Raw genomic sequence first — 20,145 nt, 5'->3', positions numbered from 1 at the left:
CGATTTGCCACTGGGGAAAATGTGTCTTGAGGCGGTACGCTCCAAGGCCATTTTTCCTTCAGGATTTGCATGAACACCCTCTCGGAGCCCCCCAGTTATCCCGTCTCCTGGCGCCACGGCGCGGTCTTGATGCTCGCGCAGCATCCGGTTTTTCGACTTCCGACTATCTTTGCCAATGCGGCTCTTGAGCCTTCGCGTTGCGCTTTGTCGTGTCCGGCAGCCTGAACTCACTGAGAGAGATCGAGACGTTTTATGGAATGGTTAGCGGATCCCACAGCCTGGTTGGGCTTGTTGACATTGATCGTGCTGGAACTGGTGCTGGGTATCGACAACCTGGTGTTCATTGCGATTCTCGCGGACAAACTGCCGCCGCATCAGCGCGACCGCGCGCGAATCATCGGCCTGTCGCTGGCGCTGATCATGCGTCTGGGCTTGCTGGCGAGCATTTCCTGGCTGGTCACGCTGACACAGCCGCTGTTCGAAGTGTTCGGCAAAAGCTTCTCCGGGCGTGATCTGATCATGCTGTTTGGCGGCGTGTTCCTGCTGTTCAAGGCGACGATGGAGTTGCATGAGCGGCTGGAAGGTCATGTCGGTGAACGCACCACCAACGCGGCGTACGCGCTGTTCTGGCCGATCGTTGCGCAGATCGTGGTGCTGGACGCGGTGTTCTCGCTCGATGCGGTGATTACGGCGGTGGGCATGGTCGATGAACTGGCGGTGATGATGATCGCTGTGATCATTTCCATCGGCCTGATGATCGTCGCCAGCAAGCCGTTGACCCGCTTCGTCAATGCGCACCCGACGGTGATCATGCTGTGCCTGGGCTTTTTGATGATGATCGGTTTCGCCCTGACCGCCGAAGGTCTGGGTTTTCATATTCCGAAGGGTTACCTGTATGCGGCCATCGGTTTCTCGATCCTGATCGAGGTGTTCAACCAGATTGCCCGGGCGCGCCGCAAACGCTCGATGCAGGGCGTGCGCCCGTTGCGCGAGCGCACGGCCCACGCGGTGATGCGCTTGCTCGGCGGTCGCACCCTGGCCGCGGAAGAGGTCGGAGAAGAAATCTCTGACCTGCTCGACAACGGTGACGCGCCGAGTTCAGAGCTGTTCGACCGTCGCGAGCGGGTGATGATCAGCGGCGTGCTGCAACTGGCCGAGCGACCCATTCGCCAGTTGATGACGGTGCGTGCCGACGTCGACGCCATTGATTTGGCCGATGACGCGGAGACGATTCGCACGAAGTTGATGCATTCGTCCTACTCTCGCCTGCCGTTGATACGCAACGGCGCGGTGGATGAGCCGTTGGGCTTTGTCCACAAAAAGGAACTGCTCAAGGACTATCTGGCCGGCGCCGAGCCAAACCTTGAGCAACTGGCCCGCCAGACCGTCAACCTGCTTGACAGCTATTCGATCCTCAACGCGCTGGAACAGATGCGCGCGGCCTCGACGCACATTGCGTTTGTGGTCAACGAGTTCGGTGATTTTGTCGGTGTGCTGACCATGACCGACATTCTCGAATCGATTGCCGGCGAGTTGCCCGACGCCAGCGAAATCGAAGGCCCGGACGTGCTGGAGGAGCAGGGCGGCTATCTGGTCAGCGGCGCTTTGCCACTGGCTCGAGTGCGCCAACGAACCGGGTTCGCCGCCGAGCCGACCGAGGATTACCAAACCATGGCTGGCCTGGTGATGAGTTTGCTGGATCGCTTGCCGATGAAGGGCGACCGGCTGGCATACGAAGGCTGGCAATTGACGGTGAAAGCAGTGGAAGAACGACGGGTCACGCGAGTGTTGCTGGAGCGCGCTGCGGCATGATTGTGATGGTCATTGCCTGACCCTCCGCCATTGCCAGCAGGCTGGCTCCCACAGGTTTTGTGTTTGCTTCAGATCGAATGCCTTACGCATCCCTGTGGGAGCTGGCTTGCCAGCGATGGCGATCAGTCAAGCGACGCAGCTTCATGAATGAAAGGTGTATCGGTCCTTGCCGGTGTGTTTGGACTCATACAACGCCGCATCCGCCTTGATCAACGCCTGATTCAACGTGTCGCCATCCTCGACCCGGGTAATGCCGACGCTGATGGTGACCGGGTGCTCGGCAGGCTGTTCACGAACCAAACGGCACAGCTCGGTGGCCAGCCCGGCAGCGTCTTCGCGGCGCACGGCCGGCAGATAGATCGCGAACTCTTCACCCCCCAGGCGCGCATAGTCGAATTCAGCCATCACGGTTTTGATATCGGCAGCGACGCGTTTGAGCACTTCGTCACCGATGTCATGGCCGTAGGTGTCGTTGACCTTCTTGAAATTGTCGATGTCGATCATCATCAGAAAGTGATCGTATTCGCGCGGGATTGCTTGCAGACGCTGCTGCGCGTGCGTCATGAACGCACGACGGTTGGGAATTTGCGTCAGTGGATCGTTGTACGCCTGATCCAGCAGCAATCTGGACATGATGTAGTTGCTGAACCGCGCCTCGCGAAACTTCAAAAACGCGTACAGGGTCAGCGCGCAGAGGAACACGCTGTAACAGGCGGTCAGTACGCCGCGCAGTTCGCTCAGTTCGGTGCTGGTACCGAGGAACGGGTTGAGCACCAGCCAGATAACCACCTGCACGGCAAAAAACGCCCAGCGCCGCAACGGCAACACCGAAACGCTGTACAGCAGGCTCGCAGCGGCGAGCATCAGCCACGAGCTGTGCACCGCAGGCGGCAGGCCATCGACGATCATTCGCACGCCGACCGTCAGGCCCAGGACCAACAACACGGTGAGCACATCGAAATGCGCGGCTTTGCGAGTAAACCCGAGCACCAGCGTCAACACACCGAAGACGCCAAGAAAGACCATCGAGCGCCAGGTGAAGCCTTGTCCGCCCATGAAACTGACGATCAGGTCGAACAACAGCCACATGAAAATGCTGACCACGTAAATCAGCAGGCTGAAGGTTTTCAGCCGCTCGAATTCGCGCTGAAGAAACTCGCTTCTCAACGGCGCCGACGCGCTTTCCTTCAATGCCTGCGCTTCTATGCTCTCGAACATGCTCGCCCTGCTGCTTGTTTTGATGGCAGCGGCCACGCGCCTGAAGGGCTGTAGCGCTGCGTATTCGCTCAAGAGCAAAGCAGCCGGATGGACAGTTGTCCAATTCCTGTCTGTGTGAGGATTTTTCAGTGACGCTCAGCGCGAATGAGCTGCCAGCTTATCCGCGTACACGGTGGCTGGCACGACCGACCATGCATAACGACCGCAGCGCTCGACGCAACCAGACCAGATCATGCTCGGACTTGCGCCCCTGTGCGGCAGGCGCTTTGGTCTTGCCAACGTACCGTGCGAAATCTTCTGCAAGCGTCTCTTCAGTGCCGATGCCCTTGAGCTTTTTTTGCAATTTGCCGTTGCGATAGAACAGCACCGTGGGCGTACCGGTGACCAACGGATGGCGCGGCGTCTGGCTGGTGTCGAGCATGTAAACGTTGGCACGGTGGCGGTAGGGTTCGGCTGTCTGACGAAAAACAGGACCGGCCCATTCGCACGCGGGGCAGTGCTCGTTGGCAAAATACAGGATGACCGGGCGCCAGGTTTTCAGGGCTTTGCGATAAACCGGTGCCAGCGTTGCCGCAGGGGTGGATGCGCTCATTGAAGGCTCCTTTTCAACGACGGTGAGGTCTGGCGACGTTAAAGGAGGGTATGTGAGGACGTCTACTGTCAGAAATTACAGGTGCTGGCCTGAAGTCTCGGATTTATCCCACGAAAATGGTAGAGCGCACTGACATCCAAGGCAGAAATGATGAATGAAATGACGTGTTAGGCTCGATGCATCAAGTCAACCGCTTCTCGGGGTGCTATTTCTGGTACTTCTTAAAGTACGCCGAGGAGCATCTTGATGGCACATATCGTCCTCTCCAACGTTGTAGCGAGTATTTCTGAATTGAAAAAAGATCCGATGGGAACGGTAGCAGCAGGTGACGGGCATTCGGTCGCAATCCTTAACCGAAATCAGCCAGCGTTTTATTGCATTCCTGCCAAAGAGTATGAGGCGATGATGACGCGTCTGGATGATCTGGAGCTGATTGCGCTGTGCAAGGAGCGGGAAAACGACCCAACGATCAGGGTCTCCATAGATGACTTATGAGCTGGAGTTTTCGGAACTAGCCTGGAAGGAGTGAATGAAGCTTGGCTCAGTTGTGAAGGAGAAGTTCAAGAACAAGCTCGCGGAAAGACTGTTGAATCCACACATTCCCTCGGCTCGTCTGAAAGGCTTGGGCAATGCATACAAAATCAAACTTCAAAGCGCCGGCTATCGGCTGGTATATAGAGTGAGCGACGAGGTGCTGATTGTCACAGTGATCGCCATCGGCAAAAGAGCCGGGGGCGATGTATATGAGGCTGCCGCTAAACGCTGATTGCAATTCTGGCTCTTCGTTAGATGCACTGAATTCGCCCAACCCCACCCCATTTGGGAATCTGAAACCCGCCTGCAGTAGCGTTCGGTAGCACAACCGCTCCCTTCAGTTCGCCACCCTCAAGCAATATTGTTATCGCATCCCCTTGATTCTAAAAACCTTTAAACCCCACGCAGATTTCTGACCAGGGCTGTGGCACACTTTCTGCTGTCTATTCCGTAGTAACAAACCGTGTTCCGGTATAGCGGAATAAACACCATTTTGGAGTGCTTGCCATGCATCGCCGTCCTTCGTTGTTCAAAGCATGTGTTTTCGTTCTTGCAGCTTCATCAACCGTGATGGGCCTGGCCCAGGCTGCCGAGAGCAAGCTCGACAGTGTGCTGGCTCGCGGCAAATTGATTGTCGGCACGGGCAGCACCAATGCGCCTTGGCACTTTCAAGGCGCGGACGGCAAGTTGCAGGGTTTCGATATCGACATCGCCAGGATGGTGGCCAAAGGTCTGTTCAACGACCCGAGCAAGGTCGAGTTTGTCGTGCAGTCGTCCGATGCACGGATCCCCAACCTGCTCACCGACAAGGTCGACATGAGCTGTCAGTTCATCACCGTCACTGCCAGCCGCGCGCAGCAAGTGGCGTTCACCCTGCCGTATTACCGCGAAGGGGTCGGTCTGTTGTTGCCGAACAACAGCAAGTACAAGGAAATCGAAGACCTGCAAGCGGCGGGCGACGACGTCACCGTTGCTGTGCTGCAAAACGTCTACGCCGAGGAACTGGTGCATCAGGCATTGCCCAAGGCCAAGGTTGATCAGTACGACAGCGTCGATCTGATGTATCAGGCAGTGAACTCCGGCCGCGCCGACGCGGCTGCCACCGACCAGTCTTCGGTCAAATACCTGATGGTGCAGAACCCTGGCCGCTATCGCAGCCCGGCTTACGCCTGGAGCCCGCAGACCTACGCCTGCGCCGTCAAACGCGGCGATCAGGACTGGTTGAACTTCGTCAACACCGCTTTGCATGAAGCCATGACCGGGGTTGAATTCCCGACCTACGCCGCGTCGTTCAAGCAGTGGTTCGGTGTAGATCTGCCGTCGCCGGCCATCGGTTTCCCTGTCGAATTCAAATGATCCCGTGAGAGCGGGGCGATTGCCGTCGCCTCGCTCAAGGTACTGCTGACCATGAACTATCAGTTGAACTTTGCCGCCGTGTGGCGCGATTTCGACACCTTGCTGGCGGGGCTCGGTCTGGGCCTGCAACTGGCGCTGGTGTCGATCGCCATCGGCTGCGTGATCGGCCTGCTGATGGCGTTTGCCTTGCTGTCGAAGCATCGCGCCTTGCGGGTGCTGGCCTCGGTGTACGTCACGGTGGTACGCAATACGCCGATTCTGGTGTTGATCCTGTTGATCTACTTTGCCTTGCCGAGCCTCGGCATCCGGCTGGACAAGATTCCTTCGTTCATCATCACGCTGTCGCTGTATGCCGGCGCGTATCTGACCGAAGTTTTCCGCGGTGGCTTGCTGAGCATTCCCAAAGGCCAGCGCGAAGCCGGGCTGGCAATCGGGCTGGGCGAGTGGCAGGTCAAGGCCTACGTCACCGTGCCGGTGATGCTGCGCAACGTCTTGCCGGCGCTGTCGAACAACTTCATTTCGCTGTTCAAGGACACTTCGCTGGCGGCTGCGATTGCGGTGCCGGAGCTGACTTATTACGCGCGCAAGATCAACGTCGAAAGCTACCGGGTGATCGAAACCTGGCTGGTGACCACGGTGTTGTATGTCGCGGCCTGTTACCTCATTGCCATGCTGCTGCGGTACCTGGAGCAGCGTCTGGCGATCCGCCGATAGGAGCTTGCGATGTACGAATCACCTGATTGGCTGCATGAATTGTGGGTTGCCCGAGAGCCGCTTTTCCAAGGTTTTCTGACCAGTGTGCAAGTGTCGGCGCTGGCGATTGTGCTCGGCACCTTGCTGGGCGTTGTCGCCGGATTGGTGCTGACTTACGGGCGCTTGTGGATGCGTGCGCCATTTCGTTTTTACGTCGATCTGATTCGCGGCACACCCGTGTTTGTATTGGTATTGGCTTGCTTCTACATGGCGCCGGCGCTGGGTTGGCAGATCAGTGCCTTTCAGGCCGGCGCCTTGGGCCTGACGCTGTTTTGCGGCTCGCACGTCGCCGAGATTGTCCGCGGCGCGCTGCAAGCGTTGCCACGCGGGCAGATGGAAGCGGGCAAAGCCATCGGTCTGACGTTTTACCAATCCCTCGGTTACGTGCTGTTGCCTCAGGCATTGCGGCAGATTTTGCCAACCTGGGTCAACTCGTCCACGGAAATCGTCAAGGCTTCAACCTTGCTCTCGGTGATCGGCGTGGCTGAATTGCTGCTCAGCACGCAGCAGGTCATCGCCCGGAACTTCATGACCCTGGAGTTCTATCTGTTCGCCGGTTTTCTGTTCTTCGTCATCAACTTCGGCATCGAATTACTCGGCCGGCACATTGAAAAGCGGGTGGCCCTGCCATGACTCAAGCTCAAGTTTCCCCACAGAATCAGGCGCTGCTGGACATTCGCGGCCTGCACAAACAGTACGGCGCGGTCGAAGTGCTCAAAGGTGTCGACCTGAGCATGCAGCGCGGCAACGTGGTAACGCTGATCGGTTCCAGTGGTTCGGGCAAGACCACGTTGCTGCGCTGCGTAAACATGCTCGAGGAATTTCAGGGTGGGCAGATTCTGCTCGACGGTGAATCCATCGGCTATGACGAGGTCAACGGCAAGCGCGTACGTCACGCGGAAAAAGTCATCGCCCGGCATCGCGCGATGACCGGCATGGCGTTCCAGCAATTCAATCTGTTCCCGCATCTGACCGCGTTGCAGAACGTCACTCTGGGCTTGCTCAAGGTGAAAAAGATGCACAAAGACGAAGCCGTGGTGCTCGCCGAGAAATGGCTGGAGCGCGTCGGCCTGCTGGAGCGGCGCAATCACTTTCCCGGCCAGTTGTCCGGCGGTCAGCAACAGCGCGTGGCGATTGCCCGGGCGATTGCGATGAACCCGAGCCTGATGCTTTTCGACGAGGTCACCTCAGCCCTGGACCCCGAATTGGTCGGCGAAGTGCTCAACGTGATCAAGGGCTTGGCCGAGGACGGCATGACCATGTTGCTGGTGACCCACGAGATGCGGTTTGCCTTCGAGGTGTCGGACAAGATCGTTTTCATGAATCAGGGGCGAATCGAAGAGCAGGGGCCTCCCAAGGAACTGTTCGAGCGCCCGCAATCACCGCGTCTGGCCGAGTTTCTGAAAAACACGCGGTTCTAATTTTTGTTTTGTAATCAGGAGAAACACCCATGAGCATTACTCGTTATGGCACCGGCAGCACTGCCGCCGGCGGTCAGCCACGTCCCTTCGCGCGCGCAGTCGAAGCGGATGGCTGGCTGCACGTCTCCGGCCAGGTGCCAGCGGTGGAGGGCGAGATCATTGTTGGTGGCATCGTCGAACAGACTCACCAGACCATGAAAAACCTCATCGCGATTCTCGAAGAGGCGGGTTATGGCCTGGAGGATGTGGTGCGGGTCGGTGTGTGGCTGGACGATCCGCGCGATTTCAGCAGCTTCAACAAGGTCTTCGGCGAATATTTCAAACCCGAACACGCCCCGGCGCGGGCTTGTGTGCAGGCGAGCATGATGGTCGATTGCAAGGTTGAGATTGATTGCATCGCGTACAGGAAGAAGGCCTGAGTGATGGCTTCCCCTCACCCTAGCCCTCTCCCGGAGGGAGAGGGGACTGATCGCTGTCGATGCAGGTTTTGTCGGCTCACCACAACATGTGCATCGATACGATCAGGCTCCCTCTCCCTCCGGGAGAGGGCGGGGGGTGAGGGCAGCAATGCCGCTGACACGACACCAAGGGCCAGTTACCATCCGGCGACTTTGAATGGGAACCACTGATATGACCGAAGACACCATCAAGCGCCGGGCTCGCGGTCTGGACCGGGCGTTCGATATCCTCGATTTCCTCAAGGAAATCGGCCAGCCGCTGCGCCCGAACGACATTGCCAACGGCATCGGCAGCCCGAAATCAACGGTCTACGAGCTGGTTGCCTCGTTACTCGAACGGCGAATCCTGGAACCGGTGGGCAAGGACGGTCATGTCTATCTCGGCCGCCAGCTGTATTTTCTCGGCCAGGCGCACCTGCGCCATTTCGACCTCAGTCGCGAAGCCGATCACGCCTTGCAGGAAATCGTCCGCCAGACCCGCGAAACCGCGCAGATGTGCCTGCTCAACGGGCGCAAATACACGGTGGCGCTGATGAAGGAAGGCGAGCGGCATTTCCGTATTTCCTCCGACATCGGCGAGAACGCGCCGATCCCGTGGACAGCCTCGGGGCGTCTGCTGCTGGCGCACCTGAGCGACCAGCAGATCATCGATCTGATCGACGAAGACGACTACATCCTGCCCGACGGCGAACGTCTGCCGCTGGAGCGCTTTCTGGCGGAGATCCGTCAGGCCGGCATCGACGGTTTCTTCTCCTTCGACAGTGTCGCCGACACCTTCACCCATTGCTTCGCCGCGCCGGTCAAAAACCCGCAAGGCGTAGCGATTTGTACCTTGTGCATCGTCGCGCCACGGGCCGACGCGAAAACCCATTACGACGACTATCGCCGGGTACTGATCGAGAGCGCCAACAGTCTCGCCCGGCGCATCAACGAATAAACGCGGCTGCCTGCGGCCGTGACAACGAGGAGTTCGACCATGACGACTGCCAACAATCGTGCTGTGCAAAAGGGCGACGCGGCCATCGGCGCGCAGCTGGTGCGCGACGTCAGCCTGCCCGCGCTGGTGCTGCACCGCCAGGCACTGGAGCACAACATTCGCTGGATGCAGAAATTCGTCAGCGACAGCGGCGCCGAACTGGCGCCCCACGGCAAGACCAGCATGACCCCGGCGCTGTTCAAGCGTCAGCTCGATGCCGGTGCGTGGGGCATCACCCTCGCCAGCGCGACCCAGACCCGCGCCGCCTATGCCCATGGCGTGCGCCGGGTGCTGATGGCCAACCAACTGGTCGGTACACCGAACATGGCGCTGATCGCCGACTTGCTCGCCGATCCGGCATTCGAATTCCACTGCATGGTCGATCACCCGGATAACGTCGCTGACCTTGGCGCGTACTTTGCCTCGCGCGGGCTCAAGCTCAACGTGATGATCGAATACGGCGTCGTCGGCGGACGCTGCGGTTGCCGCAGCGAGCAGGAAGTCATCGAACTGGCCAAGGCGATCAACGCGCAACCGGCGCTGGCCCTGACCGGTATCGAAGGTTACGAAGGGGTGATCCATGGCGACCACGCAGTCAGCGGCATCCGCGAGTTCGCCGCCTCGTTGGTACGCCTGGCCGTACAGTTGCAGGACAGCGGCGGTTTTGCCGTTGCCAGGCCGATCATCACTGCGTCCGGCTCGGCGTGGTACGACTTGATTGCCGAATCGTTCGAGACGCAAAACGCTGCTGGGCGCTTTCTCAGCGTGCTGCGCCCGGGCAGTTACGTCGCTCACGATCACGGCATCTACAAGGACGCGCAGTGCTGCGTCCTCGACCGGCGCAGCGATCTGCACGAAGGCTTGCGCCCGGCGCTGGAAGTCTGGGCGCATGTGCAGTCATTGCCGGAACCGGGTTTTGCGGTGATCGCACTGGGCAAGCGTGATGTGGCCTTCGACGCCGGATTGCCAGTGCCATTGCTGCGCTACAAGGCCGGTGCCGTGCCCGCCTCAGGCGATGACGTGACTGCCTGCAAAGTGACCGCGGTGATGGATCAGCACGCCTTCATGACGGCGCCGCCGGGTGTTGAATTGCGCGTGGGCGATATCATTTCCTTTGGCACGTCGCATCCGTGCCTGACGTTCGACAAGTGGCGGGTGGGGTTGCTGGTGGATGAGCAGTTGACGGTGATCGAGAGCATGGAGACGTGTTTCTAAGGTCCAGACCGCATCGCGGCCAATCGCGAGCAGGCTCGCTCCTACATTTGAAATGCATTCCAATTGTAGGGGTGAGCCTGCTCGCGATGACGGCGGCACAGCCACCACCGAACCATCAGAGACCCCTCAAATGAACACCCTCAGCCCTCTGGGCCCAAACAATCCGCGCATCGCCCTGATCGGCGAATGCATGATCGAACTGCAGCAGCGCGCCGATGGCAGCCTGCAGCAAAGCTTCGGCGGCGATACCCTGAATACCGCGGTGTACCTGTCCCGCGCCATGGGCAGTCAGGCACAAGTCGACTACGTCACCGCATTGGGCGACGACAGTTTCAGCGATGCCATGTGTCGGATCTGGGCCGGCGAAGGCATCGGCCTCGATCTGGTCCAGCGTCTGCCCGGTCGTTTGCCCGGTTTGTATTGCATTCAGACCGACGCCAACGGTGAGCGACGTTTCCTTTATTGGCGCAACGAAGCCGCCGTCCGCGAGTGTTTCACCACGCCGGCCGCCGAACCGGTGCTGGCGGCGTTGCCCGATTATGACGTGCTGTATTTCAGCGGTATTACCCTCGCTGTGCTCGGCGCAAAGGGGCGGGAGAGGCTGATCGAAACCTTGATCAATGCGCGGCAAAACGATGCGCGCATCGTCTTCGACAACAACTATCGGCCTCGGCTGTGGGCTTCTGTCGAAGAGGCGCGAGCGGCGTATCGCAGTATTTTGCCTTTCGTTGATCTGGCGTTATTGACGGTGGATGACGAGCAGGCGCTGTTCGGCTTCCCGGACTGTGCTGAAGTGTTTGCCGCGTACGCACAGATCGGCACGCCGGAAGTGGTGCTCAAGCGTGGGGCGGAAGCTTGTCTGATTCGCTGTGACGGTGAGGCGTTTGAAGTCCCGGCGCAGAAGGTCGAAAAAGTGGTGGATACCACGGCGGCGGGGGACTCGTTCAGTGCGGCGTATCTGGCCAGTCGTTTGTCCGGTGGCAGTCCTGCGGAAGCGGCGCAGGCGGGGCATCTGCTGGCGAGTCGGGTGATTCAGGTGCCGGGGGCGTTGATTCCCGAATAGTCGTTGAATGGCCGCTTGCTGCGCAATCGATCACGAGCAGGCTCGCTCCTTGGTGGAATGCGTTGCAAATTGTAGGAGTGAGCCTGCTCGCGATGGGGCCGGGAAGCCAACCCGCTAATCCCGGTAAAACACCTGCACCAGGTGATAACCAAACTTGCTCTTGATCGGCCCATGCACGGTGCGCAGTGGTTTTTTGAAGATCACCGCATCAATTGCACCGACCATCTGCCCCGGGCGCACTTCGCCCAGATCGCCGCCGCGTTTGCCGGACGGGCAGGTGGAGAATTTCTTCGCCAGCACATCGAACGCCTCACCCTTGGCGATGCGTTGTTTGAGCTGTTCGGCCTCTTCGGCGGTTTTCACCAGAATGTGGCGGGCTTGGGCTTTCATCGGGCGGTCCTGATAACGGGGTGACGGCGGGGCGCGGATTATGCCTCAAGTCACAGGGTTTGGCTGGTCATCGTGCGGATCTTGCTGGCCAGCAACTCGACTGCGAACGGTTTGGCGACCATGTCCATGCCGTCTTCCAGAAAGCCTTGGCGTTCGGCGGCTTTCTGTGCATAACCGGTCATGAACAGCACCTTCAGGCCCGGCCGATGCTGTCGGGCAATCTCTGCCAATTGCCGACCGTTCATGCCCGGCAGGCCGACGTCGGTGACCAGCAGGTCCACGCGCCGGCTGGATTCGAGCAGGGGCAGGGCGGTCTTCGCGTCGACGGCTTCGTAGGTCTGATAACCCAATTCCCGGAGCAGGTCGAGCACCAGCATGCGCACCGCCGGATCGTCTTCGACCACCATCACGGTTTCACCGGTGGCGATGGTCGGCGTTTGTTCAACGGCCGGTTGCGTGGCGTGTTGTGCCTCGACGCCGTGCAAGCGCGGCAGATACAAACGCACCGACGTCCCCTGGCCCGGCAAACTGTCGAGGCTGACATGCCCGCCTGATTGCTGGGCAAAACCATAAATCATCGACAACCCCAGGCCGGTGCCCTGGCCGATCGGCTTGGTGGTGAAAAACGGATCGAAGGCTTTCGAGCGTACCGAGGGCGTCATGCCGGTACCGTTATCGCTGACTGCGAGCATTAGATAATCGCCAGCCTTGACCGGTTCCAGCGTGGTGATGTCACTGCCGTCGAGATAGACGTTGGCGGTTTCGATCAGCAACTGGCCGCCATCGGGCATCGCATCGCGGGCGTTGATCACCAGATTGAGCAGGGCGTTTTCCAGTTGGCTGACGTCGGTGCTGACCGGCCACACATCGTTGGCCAGTTGCAGTTTGAGTTCGATCGGATCGCCCTTGGTCCGGCGGATCAGATCCTCCAGCGATAGCACCAGCACATTGACGTCGAGGGTTTTGCGATCCAGCGACTGGCGCCGCGAGAACGCCAGCAAGCGGTGAGTCAGTGCCGCCGCGCGGTTGGCCGAAGACACCGCCGCTTCGGTGAAACGCCCGATCTCGTCGGCGCGGCCGTTGGCGATGTAGCGCTGCATCAGGTCGAGACTGCCGATGATTCCGGTGAGCATGTTGTTGAAGTCGTGGGCGATGCCGCCGGTGAGCTGGCCGACCGCTTCCATCTTCTGCGCATGGCGCAACGCATCTTCAGCGCGCTCGCGTTCGAACATTTCGCTCTGCAAGCGCTGATTGGCCAAGGCCAGTTGCTCGGTGCGAGCACTGACGCGTTCTTCCAGGGTTTCGTTGAGATTGCGCAGGGCTTCTTCGGTTTTCTTGCGCTCGGTTTCGTCGATCACAAAGATATAGAAACCGTTGACCGCGCCGTCAGCGCCATACCGCGGCAGATAATTCATCAACGCGTGGCGGCTGCTGCCATCGCGGTGCGGGGTGTACAGGCTGAAGGAACACGGCCGGCCGGCCAGCGCTTCGGCAATGTACGGCAGGCGCAGGAAATACGCCTCCTCACCAATCACTTCGCGGATCGTTCTCCCGTACAGCTCCTGTGGCGTGAGGCCGTACCAGTCCAGATAAGCCGCGTTGTTCAAGCGGAAGCGTTCTTCGCGATCGACGTAGCTGATCAGGATCGGCATGGCGTTGATGATCAGTTGCAGCTCGGTCTGACTCTGGCGCAATGCCTGTTCGGTGTGCTTGCGCTCGGTCAGGTCCAGCGCGGCGCCGAGGAACCGCGTCGGCCGGCCATGGTGATCCTTGTAGCAGCGCCCGCGCGCAAACACCCAGCGTACCTCGCCGTCAGGCTGCAGCAGGCGATATTCCTCGGCGTATTCGGTGCCGTGGGTGATGCAGTGTTTGATGCTGCGCGCAACCATGGCGCGATCTTCGGGGTGCACGCCTTGCAGGTACTCGCTGATCGGCAATTGCCGGGCCTGCGCGGGATCGACCCCGTGCAGCTGAGCGAAATGCGCGTCGGCGATGAAGCGGTCTTCGCCGATATTCCAGTCCCAGGTGCCCACCGCGTCGGTCGCCGCCAAGGCCAGTTGCAGGCGCTCTTCGGTTTCACGCTGTGCTTGCAGGCTCTCTTCGGAGCGGCGCTGCAATTCCAGCGCAACGCGTCGGCGTTCATTGGTTTCGATGGCGGTGACGAGAATCCCGGCGACTTGCGCGGATTCGTCGCGAATCGGGCTATAGGTCAGATCAAGCCAGAAGTCGCTGTCCTTGCCGTCACGCTGCAAGGTGAAGCGCCGCTCGCTGTAGGTGCGCACCTGGCCCTGCAGGACGGCGGAGTAAATCGGGTCGGTGAAGTCGCGAAGCTCCGGCCAGACCTCATGCGCCGGCTGCCCGAAAGCCTGCGGATGCTTCTGCCCGGCAAGCATGGCAAAACCGTTGTTGTAGATCTGCGTTAGCTGCGGGCCCCACAGCAACACCATGGGCATGGGCGAGTGAATGACGATGTCGACCGCGGTGCGCAGGCTCTGCGGCCAGGTTTCGGCAGCGCCCAAGGGGCCGCGACTCCAGTCGGTGCGGGTGAGCAGTGCCTGGGCATCATCGGGAATCGGTACAGCGTTCATTACATCGGTCCTGAGCGTAGTTCGGTGAGACGGCGTCTATCATTGTTGCAAACAGGCGTGCGTCAGGTGCAGGCCAATTTCTGTTCATTGAATGCTTCGCGGGTGATTTTTGCCATGGAAATCGATGCACTGCTATCAATTTTGTCCAATAAAAACGGCTCAGACCTGTTTCTTTCTACAGGCGCACCGCCCAGCGCGCGGATCGACGGCGTGCTCGTCGCGTTGGGCGAACAGCCGTTCAAACTCGGCGAAACCGCCGCCATCGCCGCCTCACTGATGGACGCCGAGCAACAACGGGAGTTCGACCGGGATCTTGAAATGAACCTGGCAATCTCCCGAACGGGCATCGGCCGCTTTCGGGTGAACGTTTTCAAGCAGCGCAACGACGTGTCGATCGTCATTCGTAACGTCAAACTCGATATACCGAGGTTCGCCGACCTGAAATTGCCGCCAGTGCTGCTCGACACCATCATGCTCAAGCACGGGCTGATTCTGTTCGTCGGGGCGACCAACTCGGGTAAATCGACCTCTCTGGCCGCACTCATCGATCATCGCAACCGCCATAGTACCGGGCACATTGTCACCATCGAAGACCCGATCGAGTACATCCATCGGCATCAGCGCTCGATCGTCAACCAGCGTGAAGTCGGCGTCGATACTCGCAGTTTTCACGCGGCATTGAAAAATACCCTGCGCCAAGCCCCGGATGTGGTGCTGATCGGCGAAATCCGCGACCGCGAAACCATGGAGCATGCCTTGGCGTTTGCCGACACCGGGCATCTGGTGTTGTCGACGTTGCATGCCACCAATGCCAATCAGGCGCTGGACCGGATCATTAACATGTTCCCCGAAGAGCGGCGACCGCAACTGTTGCACGCACTCGGCAATAATTTGCGCGCCTTTGTTTCGCAGCGCTTGGTACGCGGCGTCGATGGGCAGCGCCGGGCCGCGGTCGAGGTGCTGTTGGGGACGCCGACTATCGCTGATCTGGTTCGGCGCGGGCAGTTGGAGGAGCTCAAGCCGATGATGGAAAAGTCCGCCGAGCTGGGCATGCAAACCTTCGACGCGGCACTGTTTGCGCTGGTGATGGAAGGCGCAATCAGTGCAGACGAAGCGCTGAAAAATGCAGATTCGGCGAACAATCTGAAGCTGCGCTTGAAGCTGGCGGATGAACCCGTCAATAACGCGGGCTCAGTTTCGGGAGAGTGGGGCTTGATGGATTGACGAACAGGCTGGCACCCGCGTTTTGGTGTGCGGCTGCCAGCGCAAGGTTCAGAAATCCAGTTCCGGCCGACCCCGAAACTGGGCAAGCGCCTCGGGATTGGCCAGGGCATCGGTGTTGTTCACCGGTCGCCCATGCACCACCTCGCGCACCGCCAGTTCGACGATCTTGCCGCTGATGGTGCGCGGGATATCGGTCACCGCAACGATCTTCGTCGGTACATGCCTTGGAGTGGTATTGGCGCGGATCACCTGGCGGATGCGCTGTTCGAGCGCGTCATCCAGTCGCAGTCCTTCGCGCAATCGCACGAACAACACGACCCTTACGTCATCCTGCCACTGCTGGCCGATGGCGACGCTGTCCAGTACGTCGCTGAGCTTCTCGACCTGACGGTAGATCTCCGCCGTGCCGATGCGCACGCCGCCGGGGTTCAGCACAGCATCCGAACGCCCGTGTATCAACATCGCGCCGTGTGGCAATTGTTCGGCGTAATCGCCCTGTGCCCAAACACCGGGAAACAGGCTGAAATACGATTGGCGCAGTTTCGTGCCGTCCGGGTCATTCCATAAACCGATCGGCATGGCAGGAAAATGCCGGGTGCAGACCAGTTCGCCTTTCTCGCCGATCACCGCCTGGCCGGCGTCGCTCCACACCTCGACCGCCATACCCAGGCTCTTGCCCATGATTTCTCCACGCCGTACCGCTGACAGCGGATTGCCATTGACGAAGCAAGAGACGATATCGGTGCCGCCGGACATCGACGCCAGACACACATCGCTTTTAACGTCGCGGTAAACATAGTCATAGCTCTGCGGCGACAGCGCCGAGCCGGTGCACAGCAGGGTGTTCAGGCTGCCCAGATCATGGCTGTCGCGAGGGCGGGCACCGCTGTTTTCCAGGGTGGCCAGATACTTCGGGCTGGTGCCGAACACGCTGATGCGCTCATCGTCGATCAAGTCGAGCAAACGCTGGTGGTCCGGGTAAAACGGCGAGCCATCGTAGAGCACCACCGCACTGCCGACCGCAAGCGCGGAGACCAGCCAGTTCCACATCATCCAGCCGCACGTTGTGTAGTAGAACAGCCGGTCGCCGGGGCCGAGATCGCAATGCAGGCCGTGCTCCTTGACGTGCTGCAGCAGCACGCCGCCGGTGCTGTGGACGATGCACTTCGGTACGCCGGTGGTGCCGCTGGAATACAGCACGTAAAGCGGATGGTTGAATGGCACCGGGACGAAATGCGCTTCGCCGCCGGCTGCGTAGAAGTCATCCCACAAACTCACTTCAGCCTGTGTCCGGTACATTTCGGCGCGTGCTTGCGGCTGGGCGTACGGGACGATGATCAACTGTTTGAGCGTCGGCAGCTGTTCGAGGATGCCGTTGATCTTGTCTGTCTGGTCGAGGATCTTGCCGGCATAGCGATAACCCGCGCAGGTCAGCAGCACTTTCGGTTCAATCTGGCCGAAGCGATCGATGACCCCGTGGGTACCGAAGTCGGGCGAAGAGCACGACCAGATCGCCCCGAGGCTGGTGGTCGCCAGCATCGCCACCAGCGTCTGCCAGGTATTGGGCATGCACGCTGCGACACGGTCACCGAGGCCCACGCCGGCCGCCTGCAGGCTCGCTTGAAAACCGGCGACGTGCTCGGCCAGTTCGGCCCAGGTCAATTGCTCGCGCTGGCCGTTCTCCGCCACGCTGATCACCGCCACGGCGTCGTCGCGGCGGCGCAGCAGGTGTTCGGCGAAGTTCAGGGTCGCGCCCGGAAACCACTCGGCGCTGGGCATCTGCACGCCTTCACGCAGTACCGCGTCGGGCTGGGTGTGAAAGCGGATATCGAAGAAGTCGACAAGCGCCTGCCAGAAATTCGCACGCTGCTCGATGCTCCATTGGTGCAGGGCAGGGTAGTCGCCGATGTTCAGACCGTGGCGTTGATTGATGGCACGGCGAAACGCATCCATGCGTGATTGGGCGATGCGGTTGGCGCCGGGTTGCCAGAGAATGTCGGACATTGCTTGCCTCTTTTTATCGGGTTGATGGGGCTTCCTGTGGGAGCGAGCCTGCTCGCGATAGCGGTCTGTCTGTCGTCATCGATAACTGAAAGTCGCCTTCGCGAGCAGGCTTGCTCCTGCAGAGGGGCGTTATTGCGCGAGCCAGCCGCCATCGATATTCCACGCCGCACCACGCACCTGACTGCCAGCCTCGCTGCACAGAAACAACACCAGTTCGCCCAGATGCTGCGGCGTAACGAATTCCAGCGACGGTTGTTTCTCGGCCAGCAGATCATGTTGCGCCTGCTGCGGATCGACACCCTTGGCCGTACGATCGTCGATCTGCTTCTGCACCAGCGGCGTCAGCACCCAGCCCGGGCAAATGGCGTTGCAGGTGACGTTGCTGGTCGCGGTTTCCAGGCCGACCACTTTGGTCAGGCCGATCACGCCGTGCTTGGCGGCCACGTAAGCGGCTTTGCCGGTCGAGCCGACCTGGCCGTGCACCGAGGCGATATTGATGATCCGTCCCCAGTTTTTGCGGCGCATGCCCGGCAGGCTCAGGCGGGTGCTGTGGAACACCGAGGACAGGTTGATGGCAATGATCGAATCCCAGCGCTCGACCGGAAACTCTTCCACCGCCGCGACATGCTGAATGCCGGCGTTATTGACCAGAATATCCACGCCACCGAACTCGCGCTCGGCGTAGGCGATCATCTCGGCAATCTGCGCGGGGTCACTGACGTCCGCCGGATGGTGGCCGACCTTGCCACCAAACTGGCCGACTTCGGCAATCACTGCCGACGCATCGCCAAAACCGTTGAGAATCAGATTGGCCCCAGCCTTGGCCAGGCTCAGTGCGATGCCCAGACCGATGCCGCTGGTGGAGCCGGTCACCAGTGCGGTCTTGCCGGAAAGAGTCGTCATGAATACCTCACACAATGCCAGTGGCGTAGAAAGTGCCGATCACTACGAAAACCGCCAGGGTCTTGATCAGCGTAATACAGAAAATGTCTTTATAGGCTTCGCGGTGGGTCAGCCCGGTCACCGCCAGCAGAGTGATCACTGCGCCGTTGTGCGGCAGGGTGTCCATGCCGCCGCTGGCCATGGCGGCTACGCGGTGCAGCACTTCCAGCGGAATGTTTGCAGCGTTGGCTGCGCTGATGAACTGCTCGGACATCGCCGCCAGGGCAATGCTCATGCCGCCCGATGCCGAGCCGGTAATGCCGGCCAGCAGGGTTACGGTGATGGCTTCGTTGACCAGTGGATTGGGGATCTGCTTGAGCCAGTCCGCCAGTACCAGAAAGCCCGGCAACGAGGCGATCACTGCGCCAAAACCGTATTCGGACGCGGTGTTCATCGCCGCCAGCAGTGCGCCGCTGACTGCACTCTTGCTGCCTTCGGCGAGCTTGCTGCGAATCGCCTGAAAGCCGAACGCCAACACCATCAGAATTCCGACCAGCAGCGCCGCCTGTACCGCCCAGATTGCGGTGAGCTTGGCAATTTCGGTGGTGACCGGCGTGGCCATGCCCGGCAGCGCGAGGCTGTGGGTCTTGCCGTACCACTGCGGAATCCACTGGGTGAACAGGAGGTTCATGATGCCAACCGCCAGTAGCGGCGACAGTGCAATCCACGGGTTGGGCAGCTTCAGGTCTTCGGCGGTTTCCGGCTCGTTGCGCAGCTCGGTGCCGTAGCCCTCACCCGTGCGCTGCGCCTTGTTGCGCTGACGCTGCAGGAACAGCATGCCGGCGCAGAACACGAAAATCGTGCCGATCACACCCAGCCACGGCGCGGCCCATGCGGTGGTATTGAAGAACGTGCTGGGAATGATGTTCTGAATCTGCGGGGTGCCGGGCAGGGCGTCCATGGTGAAGGAAAACGCGCCAAGGGCGATGGTCGCCGGGATCAATCGTTTAGGGATATTGCTCTGGCGAAACATCTCGGCGGCAAACGGATACACCGCAAACACCACCACGAACAACGATACGCCGCCGTAGGTGAGCAACGCGCAAACCAGCACGATCACCAGCATGGCCTGGCGAGTGCCGAGCAGGCGAATCGCTGCTGCCACGATCGACCGGGAGAAACCCGACAGCTCGATCAGTTTGCCGAACACGGCGCCGAGCAGGAACACCGGAAAATACAGCTTGATGAAGCCGACCATTTTTTCCATGAACACCCCGGTGAAGGCAGGTGCGACAGCGGAAGGATCGGTGAGCAGGACCGCGCCGAGCGCGGCAATCGGGGCGAAGAGGATAACGCTGTAGCCACGGTAGGCGGCCAGCATCAGCAACGCGAGGGCTGCCAAGGCAATGATCACACTCATGGTGTGTCTCTCCAGAATTGTTATTTTTGTGGGTGGAACGGGTGTGGAGAGGTGTTAGCGAGATTTGTGCCAATTGGCTAAGTGATTGAAAAACAAAGAATTGATGAGCTGGATGCGGTCACGTTAAGAGAGTTTGTCTCTGAATGGAGATATTTATCGCCTGATCTGACGCCATCGCGAGCAGGCTCACTCCTACAGGGTGACGGTGTGCGCAGATCCTGTAGGAGTGAGCCTGCTCG

Annotated in this window: 19 protein-coding genes; 12 read left to right on the top strand and 7 right to left on the bottom strand. The window is 60.0% G+C overall.

The genetic code is table 11. The annotated features are described in order from the left end of the window. Positions 1–252: 252 nt before the first annotated feature. Positions 253–1,812 carry a TerC family protein gene (locus BLU24_RS16260; RefSeq protein WP_090283228.1) on the top strand — a complete coding sequence of 520 codons (1,560 nt, stop codon included), beginning with the start codon at positions 253–255 and terminating at the stop codon, positions 1,810–1,812. 141 nt (positions 1,813–1,953) lie between these two features. On the opposite strand, the gene BLU24_RS16255 is transcribed toward BLU24_RS16260, so the two are convergent. Together BLU24_RS16255 and BLU24_RS16250 are read right to left on the bottom strand one after the other, a co-directional pair. After that, entirely contained in the window at positions 1,954–3,030 is a 1,077-nt protein-coding gene (locus BLU24_RS16255; RefSeq protein WP_093101837.1) for a GGDEF domain-containing protein, read from the bottom strand. A 157-nt stretch (positions 3,031–3,187) separates the two neighbouring features. After that, positions 3,188–3,622 carry a thioredoxin family protein gene (locus tag BLU24_RS16250; RefSeq protein ID WP_093101836.1) on the bottom strand — a complete coding sequence of 145 codons (435 nt, stop codon included), beginning with the start codon at positions 3,620–3,622 and terminating at the stop codon, positions 3,188–3,190. Between the two features lie 246 nt (positions 3,623–3,868). Between BLU24_RS16250 and BLU24_RS16245 the strand changes: the two genes are divergently transcribed. The 10 genes from BLU24_RS16245 (at position 3,869) to BLU24_RS16200 (ending at position 11,398) form a co-directional block, all read left to right on the top strand. Continuing rightward, a complete protein-coding gene (locus tag BLU24_RS16245; RefSeq protein ID WP_093101835.1) occupies positions 3,869–4,117 on the top strand; it encodes a type II toxin-antitoxin system Phd/YefM family antitoxin in 249 nt (82 codons plus the stop codon). 34 nt (positions 4,118–4,151) lie between these two features. Continuing rightward, entirely contained in the window at positions 4,152–4,388 is a 237-nt protein-coding gene (locus tag BLU24_RS16240; protein WP_231990162.1) for a type II toxin-antitoxin system RelE family toxin, read from the top strand. A 275-nt stretch (positions 4,389–4,663) separates the two neighbouring features. After that, positions 4,664–5,512 (top strand): transporter substrate-binding domain-containing protein, encoded by an 849-nt coding sequence (locus tag BLU24_RS16235; protein WP_093101834.1) that lies wholly within the window; start codon positions 4,664–4,666, stop codon positions 5,510–5,512. 51 nt (positions 5,513–5,563) lie between these two features. Then, positions 5,564–6,226, top strand: a complete 663-nt coding sequence (locus tag BLU24_RS16230; protein WP_093101833.1) for an amino acid ABC transporter permease — start codon at positions 5,564–5,566, stop codon at positions 6,224–6,226. Positions 6,227–6,235: 9 nt separating this feature from the next. Next, entirely contained in the window at positions 6,236–6,898 is a 663-nt protein-coding gene (locus BLU24_RS16225) for an amino acid ABC transporter permease (protein ID WP_093101832.1), read from the top strand. After that, positions 6,895–7,686 carry an amino acid ABC transporter ATP-binding protein gene (locus BLU24_RS16220; RefSeq protein ID WP_090283234.1) on the top strand — a complete coding sequence of 264 codons (792 nt, stop codon included), beginning with the start codon at positions 6,895–6,897 and terminating at the stop codon, positions 7,684–7,686. Before BLU24_RS16225 ends, BLU24_RS16220 begins: the two co-directional genes overlap by 4 nt. A gap of 29 nt (positions 7,687–7,715) precedes the next feature. Continuing rightward, entirely contained in the window at positions 7,716–8,105 is a 390-nt protein-coding gene (locus tag BLU24_RS16215) for a RidA family protein (protein WP_090283235.1), read from the top strand. 211 nt (positions 8,106–8,316) lie between these two features. After that, on the top strand, positions 8,317–9,081 hold the full coding sequence (locus tag BLU24_RS16210) for an IclR family transcriptional regulator (RefSeq protein ID WP_090283236.1): 765 nt from the start codon (positions 8,317–8,319) through the stop codon (positions 9,079–9,081). Between the two features lie 39 nt (positions 9,082–9,120). Further along, positions 9,121–10,335 carry an amino acid deaminase gene (locus BLU24_RS16205; protein WP_093101831.1) on the top strand — a complete coding sequence of 405 codons (1,215 nt, stop codon included), beginning with the start codon at positions 9,121–9,123 and terminating at the stop codon, positions 10,333–10,335. 130 nt (positions 10,336–10,465) lie between these two features. After that, positions 10,466–11,398 carry a sugar kinase gene (locus BLU24_RS16200; protein WP_093101830.1) on the top strand — a complete coding sequence of 311 codons (933 nt, stop codon included), beginning with the start codon at positions 10,466–10,468 and terminating at the stop codon, positions 11,396–11,398. A gap of 114 nt (positions 11,399–11,512) precedes the next feature. Here the strand turns inward: BLU24_RS16200 and BLU24_RS16195 are convergent, their stop codons facing one another. Next, entirely contained in the window at positions 11,513–11,788 is a 276-nt protein-coding gene (locus tag BLU24_RS16195) for a peptidylprolyl isomerase (protein WP_007912322.1), read from the bottom strand. A gap of 50 nt (positions 11,789–11,838) precedes the next feature. Next, positions 11,839–14,376, bottom strand: coding sequence for a PAS domain-containing hybrid sensor histidine kinase/response regulator (locus tag BLU24_RS16190; protein ID WP_093101829.1), 2,538 nt, complete (start codon positions 14,374–14,376; stop codon positions 11,839–11,841). A gap of 114 nt (positions 14,377–14,490) precedes the next feature. Between BLU24_RS16190 and BLU24_RS16185 the strand changes: the two genes are divergently transcribed. Then, positions 14,491–15,600: a PilT/PilU family type 4a pilus ATPase gene (locus BLU24_RS16185; protein ID WP_093106752.1), complete on the top strand. Its 1,110-nt coding sequence runs from the start codon at positions 14,491–14,493 to the stop codon at positions 15,598–15,600. Between the two features lie 48 nt (positions 15,601–15,648). Here the strand turns inward: BLU24_RS16185 and BLU24_RS16180 are convergent, their stop codons facing one another. From BLU24_RS16180 to BLU24_RS16170, 3 genes are all read right to left on the bottom strand, one after another. After that, complete coding sequence (locus BLU24_RS16180; protein ID WP_093101828.1) at positions 15,649–17,604, bottom strand: acetoacetate--CoA ligase; 1,956 nt, start codon at positions 17,602–17,604, stop codon at positions 15,649–15,651. A gap of 129 nt (positions 17,605–17,733) precedes the next feature. After that, positions 17,734–18,507 (bottom strand): 3-hydroxybutyrate dehydrogenase, encoded by a 774-nt coding sequence (gene hbdH / locus BLU24_RS16175; RefSeq protein WP_093101827.1) that lies wholly within the window; start codon positions 18,505–18,507, stop codon positions 17,734–17,736. 7 nt (positions 18,508–18,514) lie between these two features. Further along, a complete protein-coding gene (locus tag BLU24_RS16170; RefSeq protein ID WP_090283242.1) occupies positions 18,515–19,906 on the bottom strand; it encodes a GntP family permease in 1,392 nt (463 codons plus the stop codon). Positions 19,907–20,145 lie beyond the last annotated feature (239 nt).

The organism is Pseudomonas sp. Z003-0.4C(8344-21), from assembly GCF_900104975.1.
Classification (GTDB): Bacteria; Pseudomonadota; Gammaproteobacteria; order Pseudomonadales; family Pseudomonadaceae; genus Aquipseudomonas; species Aquipseudomonas granadensis.
This window is presented reverse-complemented; position numbering and strand designations above follow the sequence as displayed.

What these genes read in the sequence shown, in the direction of transcription:
- BLU24_RS16260 (WP_090283228.1), top strand. Translation starts at nt 253, where the DNA reads ATGGAATGGTTAGCGGATCCCACAGCCTGGTTGGGCTTGTTGACATTG.
- BLU24_RS16255 (WP_093101837.1), bottom strand. Translation starts at nt 3,030, where the DNA reads ATGTTCGAGAGCATAGAAGCGCAGGCATTGAAGGAAAGCGCGTCGGCG.
- BLU24_RS16250 (WP_093101836.1), bottom strand. Translation starts at nt 3,622, where the DNA reads ATGAGCGCATCCACCCCTGCGGCAACGCTGGCACCGGTTTATCGCAAA.
- BLU24_RS16245 (WP_093101835.1), top strand. Translation starts at nt 3,869, where the DNA reads ATGGCACATATCGTCCTCTCCAACGTTGTAGCGAGTATTTCTGAATTG.
- BLU24_RS16240 (WP_231990162.1), top strand. Translation starts at nt 4,152, where the DNA reads ATGAAGCTTGGCTCAGTTGTGAAGGAGAAGTTCAAGAACAAGCTCGCG.
- BLU24_RS16235 (WP_093101834.1), top strand. Translation starts at nt 4,664, where the DNA reads ATGCATCGCCGTCCTTCGTTGTTCAAAGCATGTGTTTTCGTTCTTGCA.
- BLU24_RS16230 (WP_093101833.1), top strand. Translation starts at nt 5,564, where the DNA reads ATGAACTATCAGTTGAACTTTGCCGCCGTGTGGCGCGATTTCGACACC.
- BLU24_RS16225 (WP_093101832.1), top strand. Translation starts at nt 6,236, where the DNA reads ATGTACGAATCACCTGATTGGCTGCATGAATTGTGGGTTGCCCGAGAG.
- BLU24_RS16220 (WP_090283234.1), top strand. Translation starts at nt 6,895, where the DNA reads ATGACTCAAGCTCAAGTTTCCCCACAGAATCAGGCGCTGCTGGACATT.
- BLU24_RS16215 (WP_090283235.1), top strand. Translation starts at nt 7,716, where the DNA reads ATGAGCATTACTCGTTATGGCACCGGCAGCACTGCCGCCGGCGGTCAG.
- BLU24_RS16210 (WP_090283236.1), top strand. Translation starts at nt 8,317, where the DNA reads ATGACCGAAGACACCATCAAGCGCCGGGCTCGCGGTCTGGACCGGGCG.
- BLU24_RS16205 (WP_093101831.1), top strand. Translation starts at nt 9,121, where the DNA reads ATGACGACTGCCAACAATCGTGCTGTGCAAAAGGGCGACGCGGCCATC.
- BLU24_RS16200 (WP_093101830.1), top strand. Translation starts at nt 10,466, where the DNA reads ATGAACACCCTCAGCCCTCTGGGCCCAAACAATCCGCGCATCGCCCTG.
- BLU24_RS16195 (WP_007912322.1), bottom strand. Translation starts at nt 11,788, where the DNA reads ATGAAAGCCCAAGCCCGCCACATTCTGGTGAAAACCGCCGAAGAGGCC.
- BLU24_RS16190 (WP_093101829.1), bottom strand. Translation starts at nt 14,376, where the DNA reads ATGAACGCTGTACCGATTCCCGATGATGCCCAGGCACTGCTCACCCGC.
- BLU24_RS16185 (WP_093106752.1), top strand. Translation starts at nt 14,491, where the DNA reads ATGGAAATCGATGCACTGCTATCAATTTTGTCCAATAAAAACGGCTCA.
- BLU24_RS16180 (WP_093101828.1), bottom strand. Translation starts at nt 17,604, where the DNA reads ATGTCCGACATTCTCTGGCAACCCGGCGCCAACCGCATCGCCCAATCA.
- hbdH (WP_093101827.1), bottom strand. Translation starts at nt 18,507, where the DNA reads ATGACGACTCTTTCCGGCAAGACCGCACTGGTGACCGGCTCCACCAGC.
- BLU24_RS16170 (WP_090283242.1), bottom strand. Translation starts at nt 19,906, where the DNA reads ATGAGTGTGATCATTGCCTTGGCAGCCCTCGCGTTGCTGATGCTGGCC.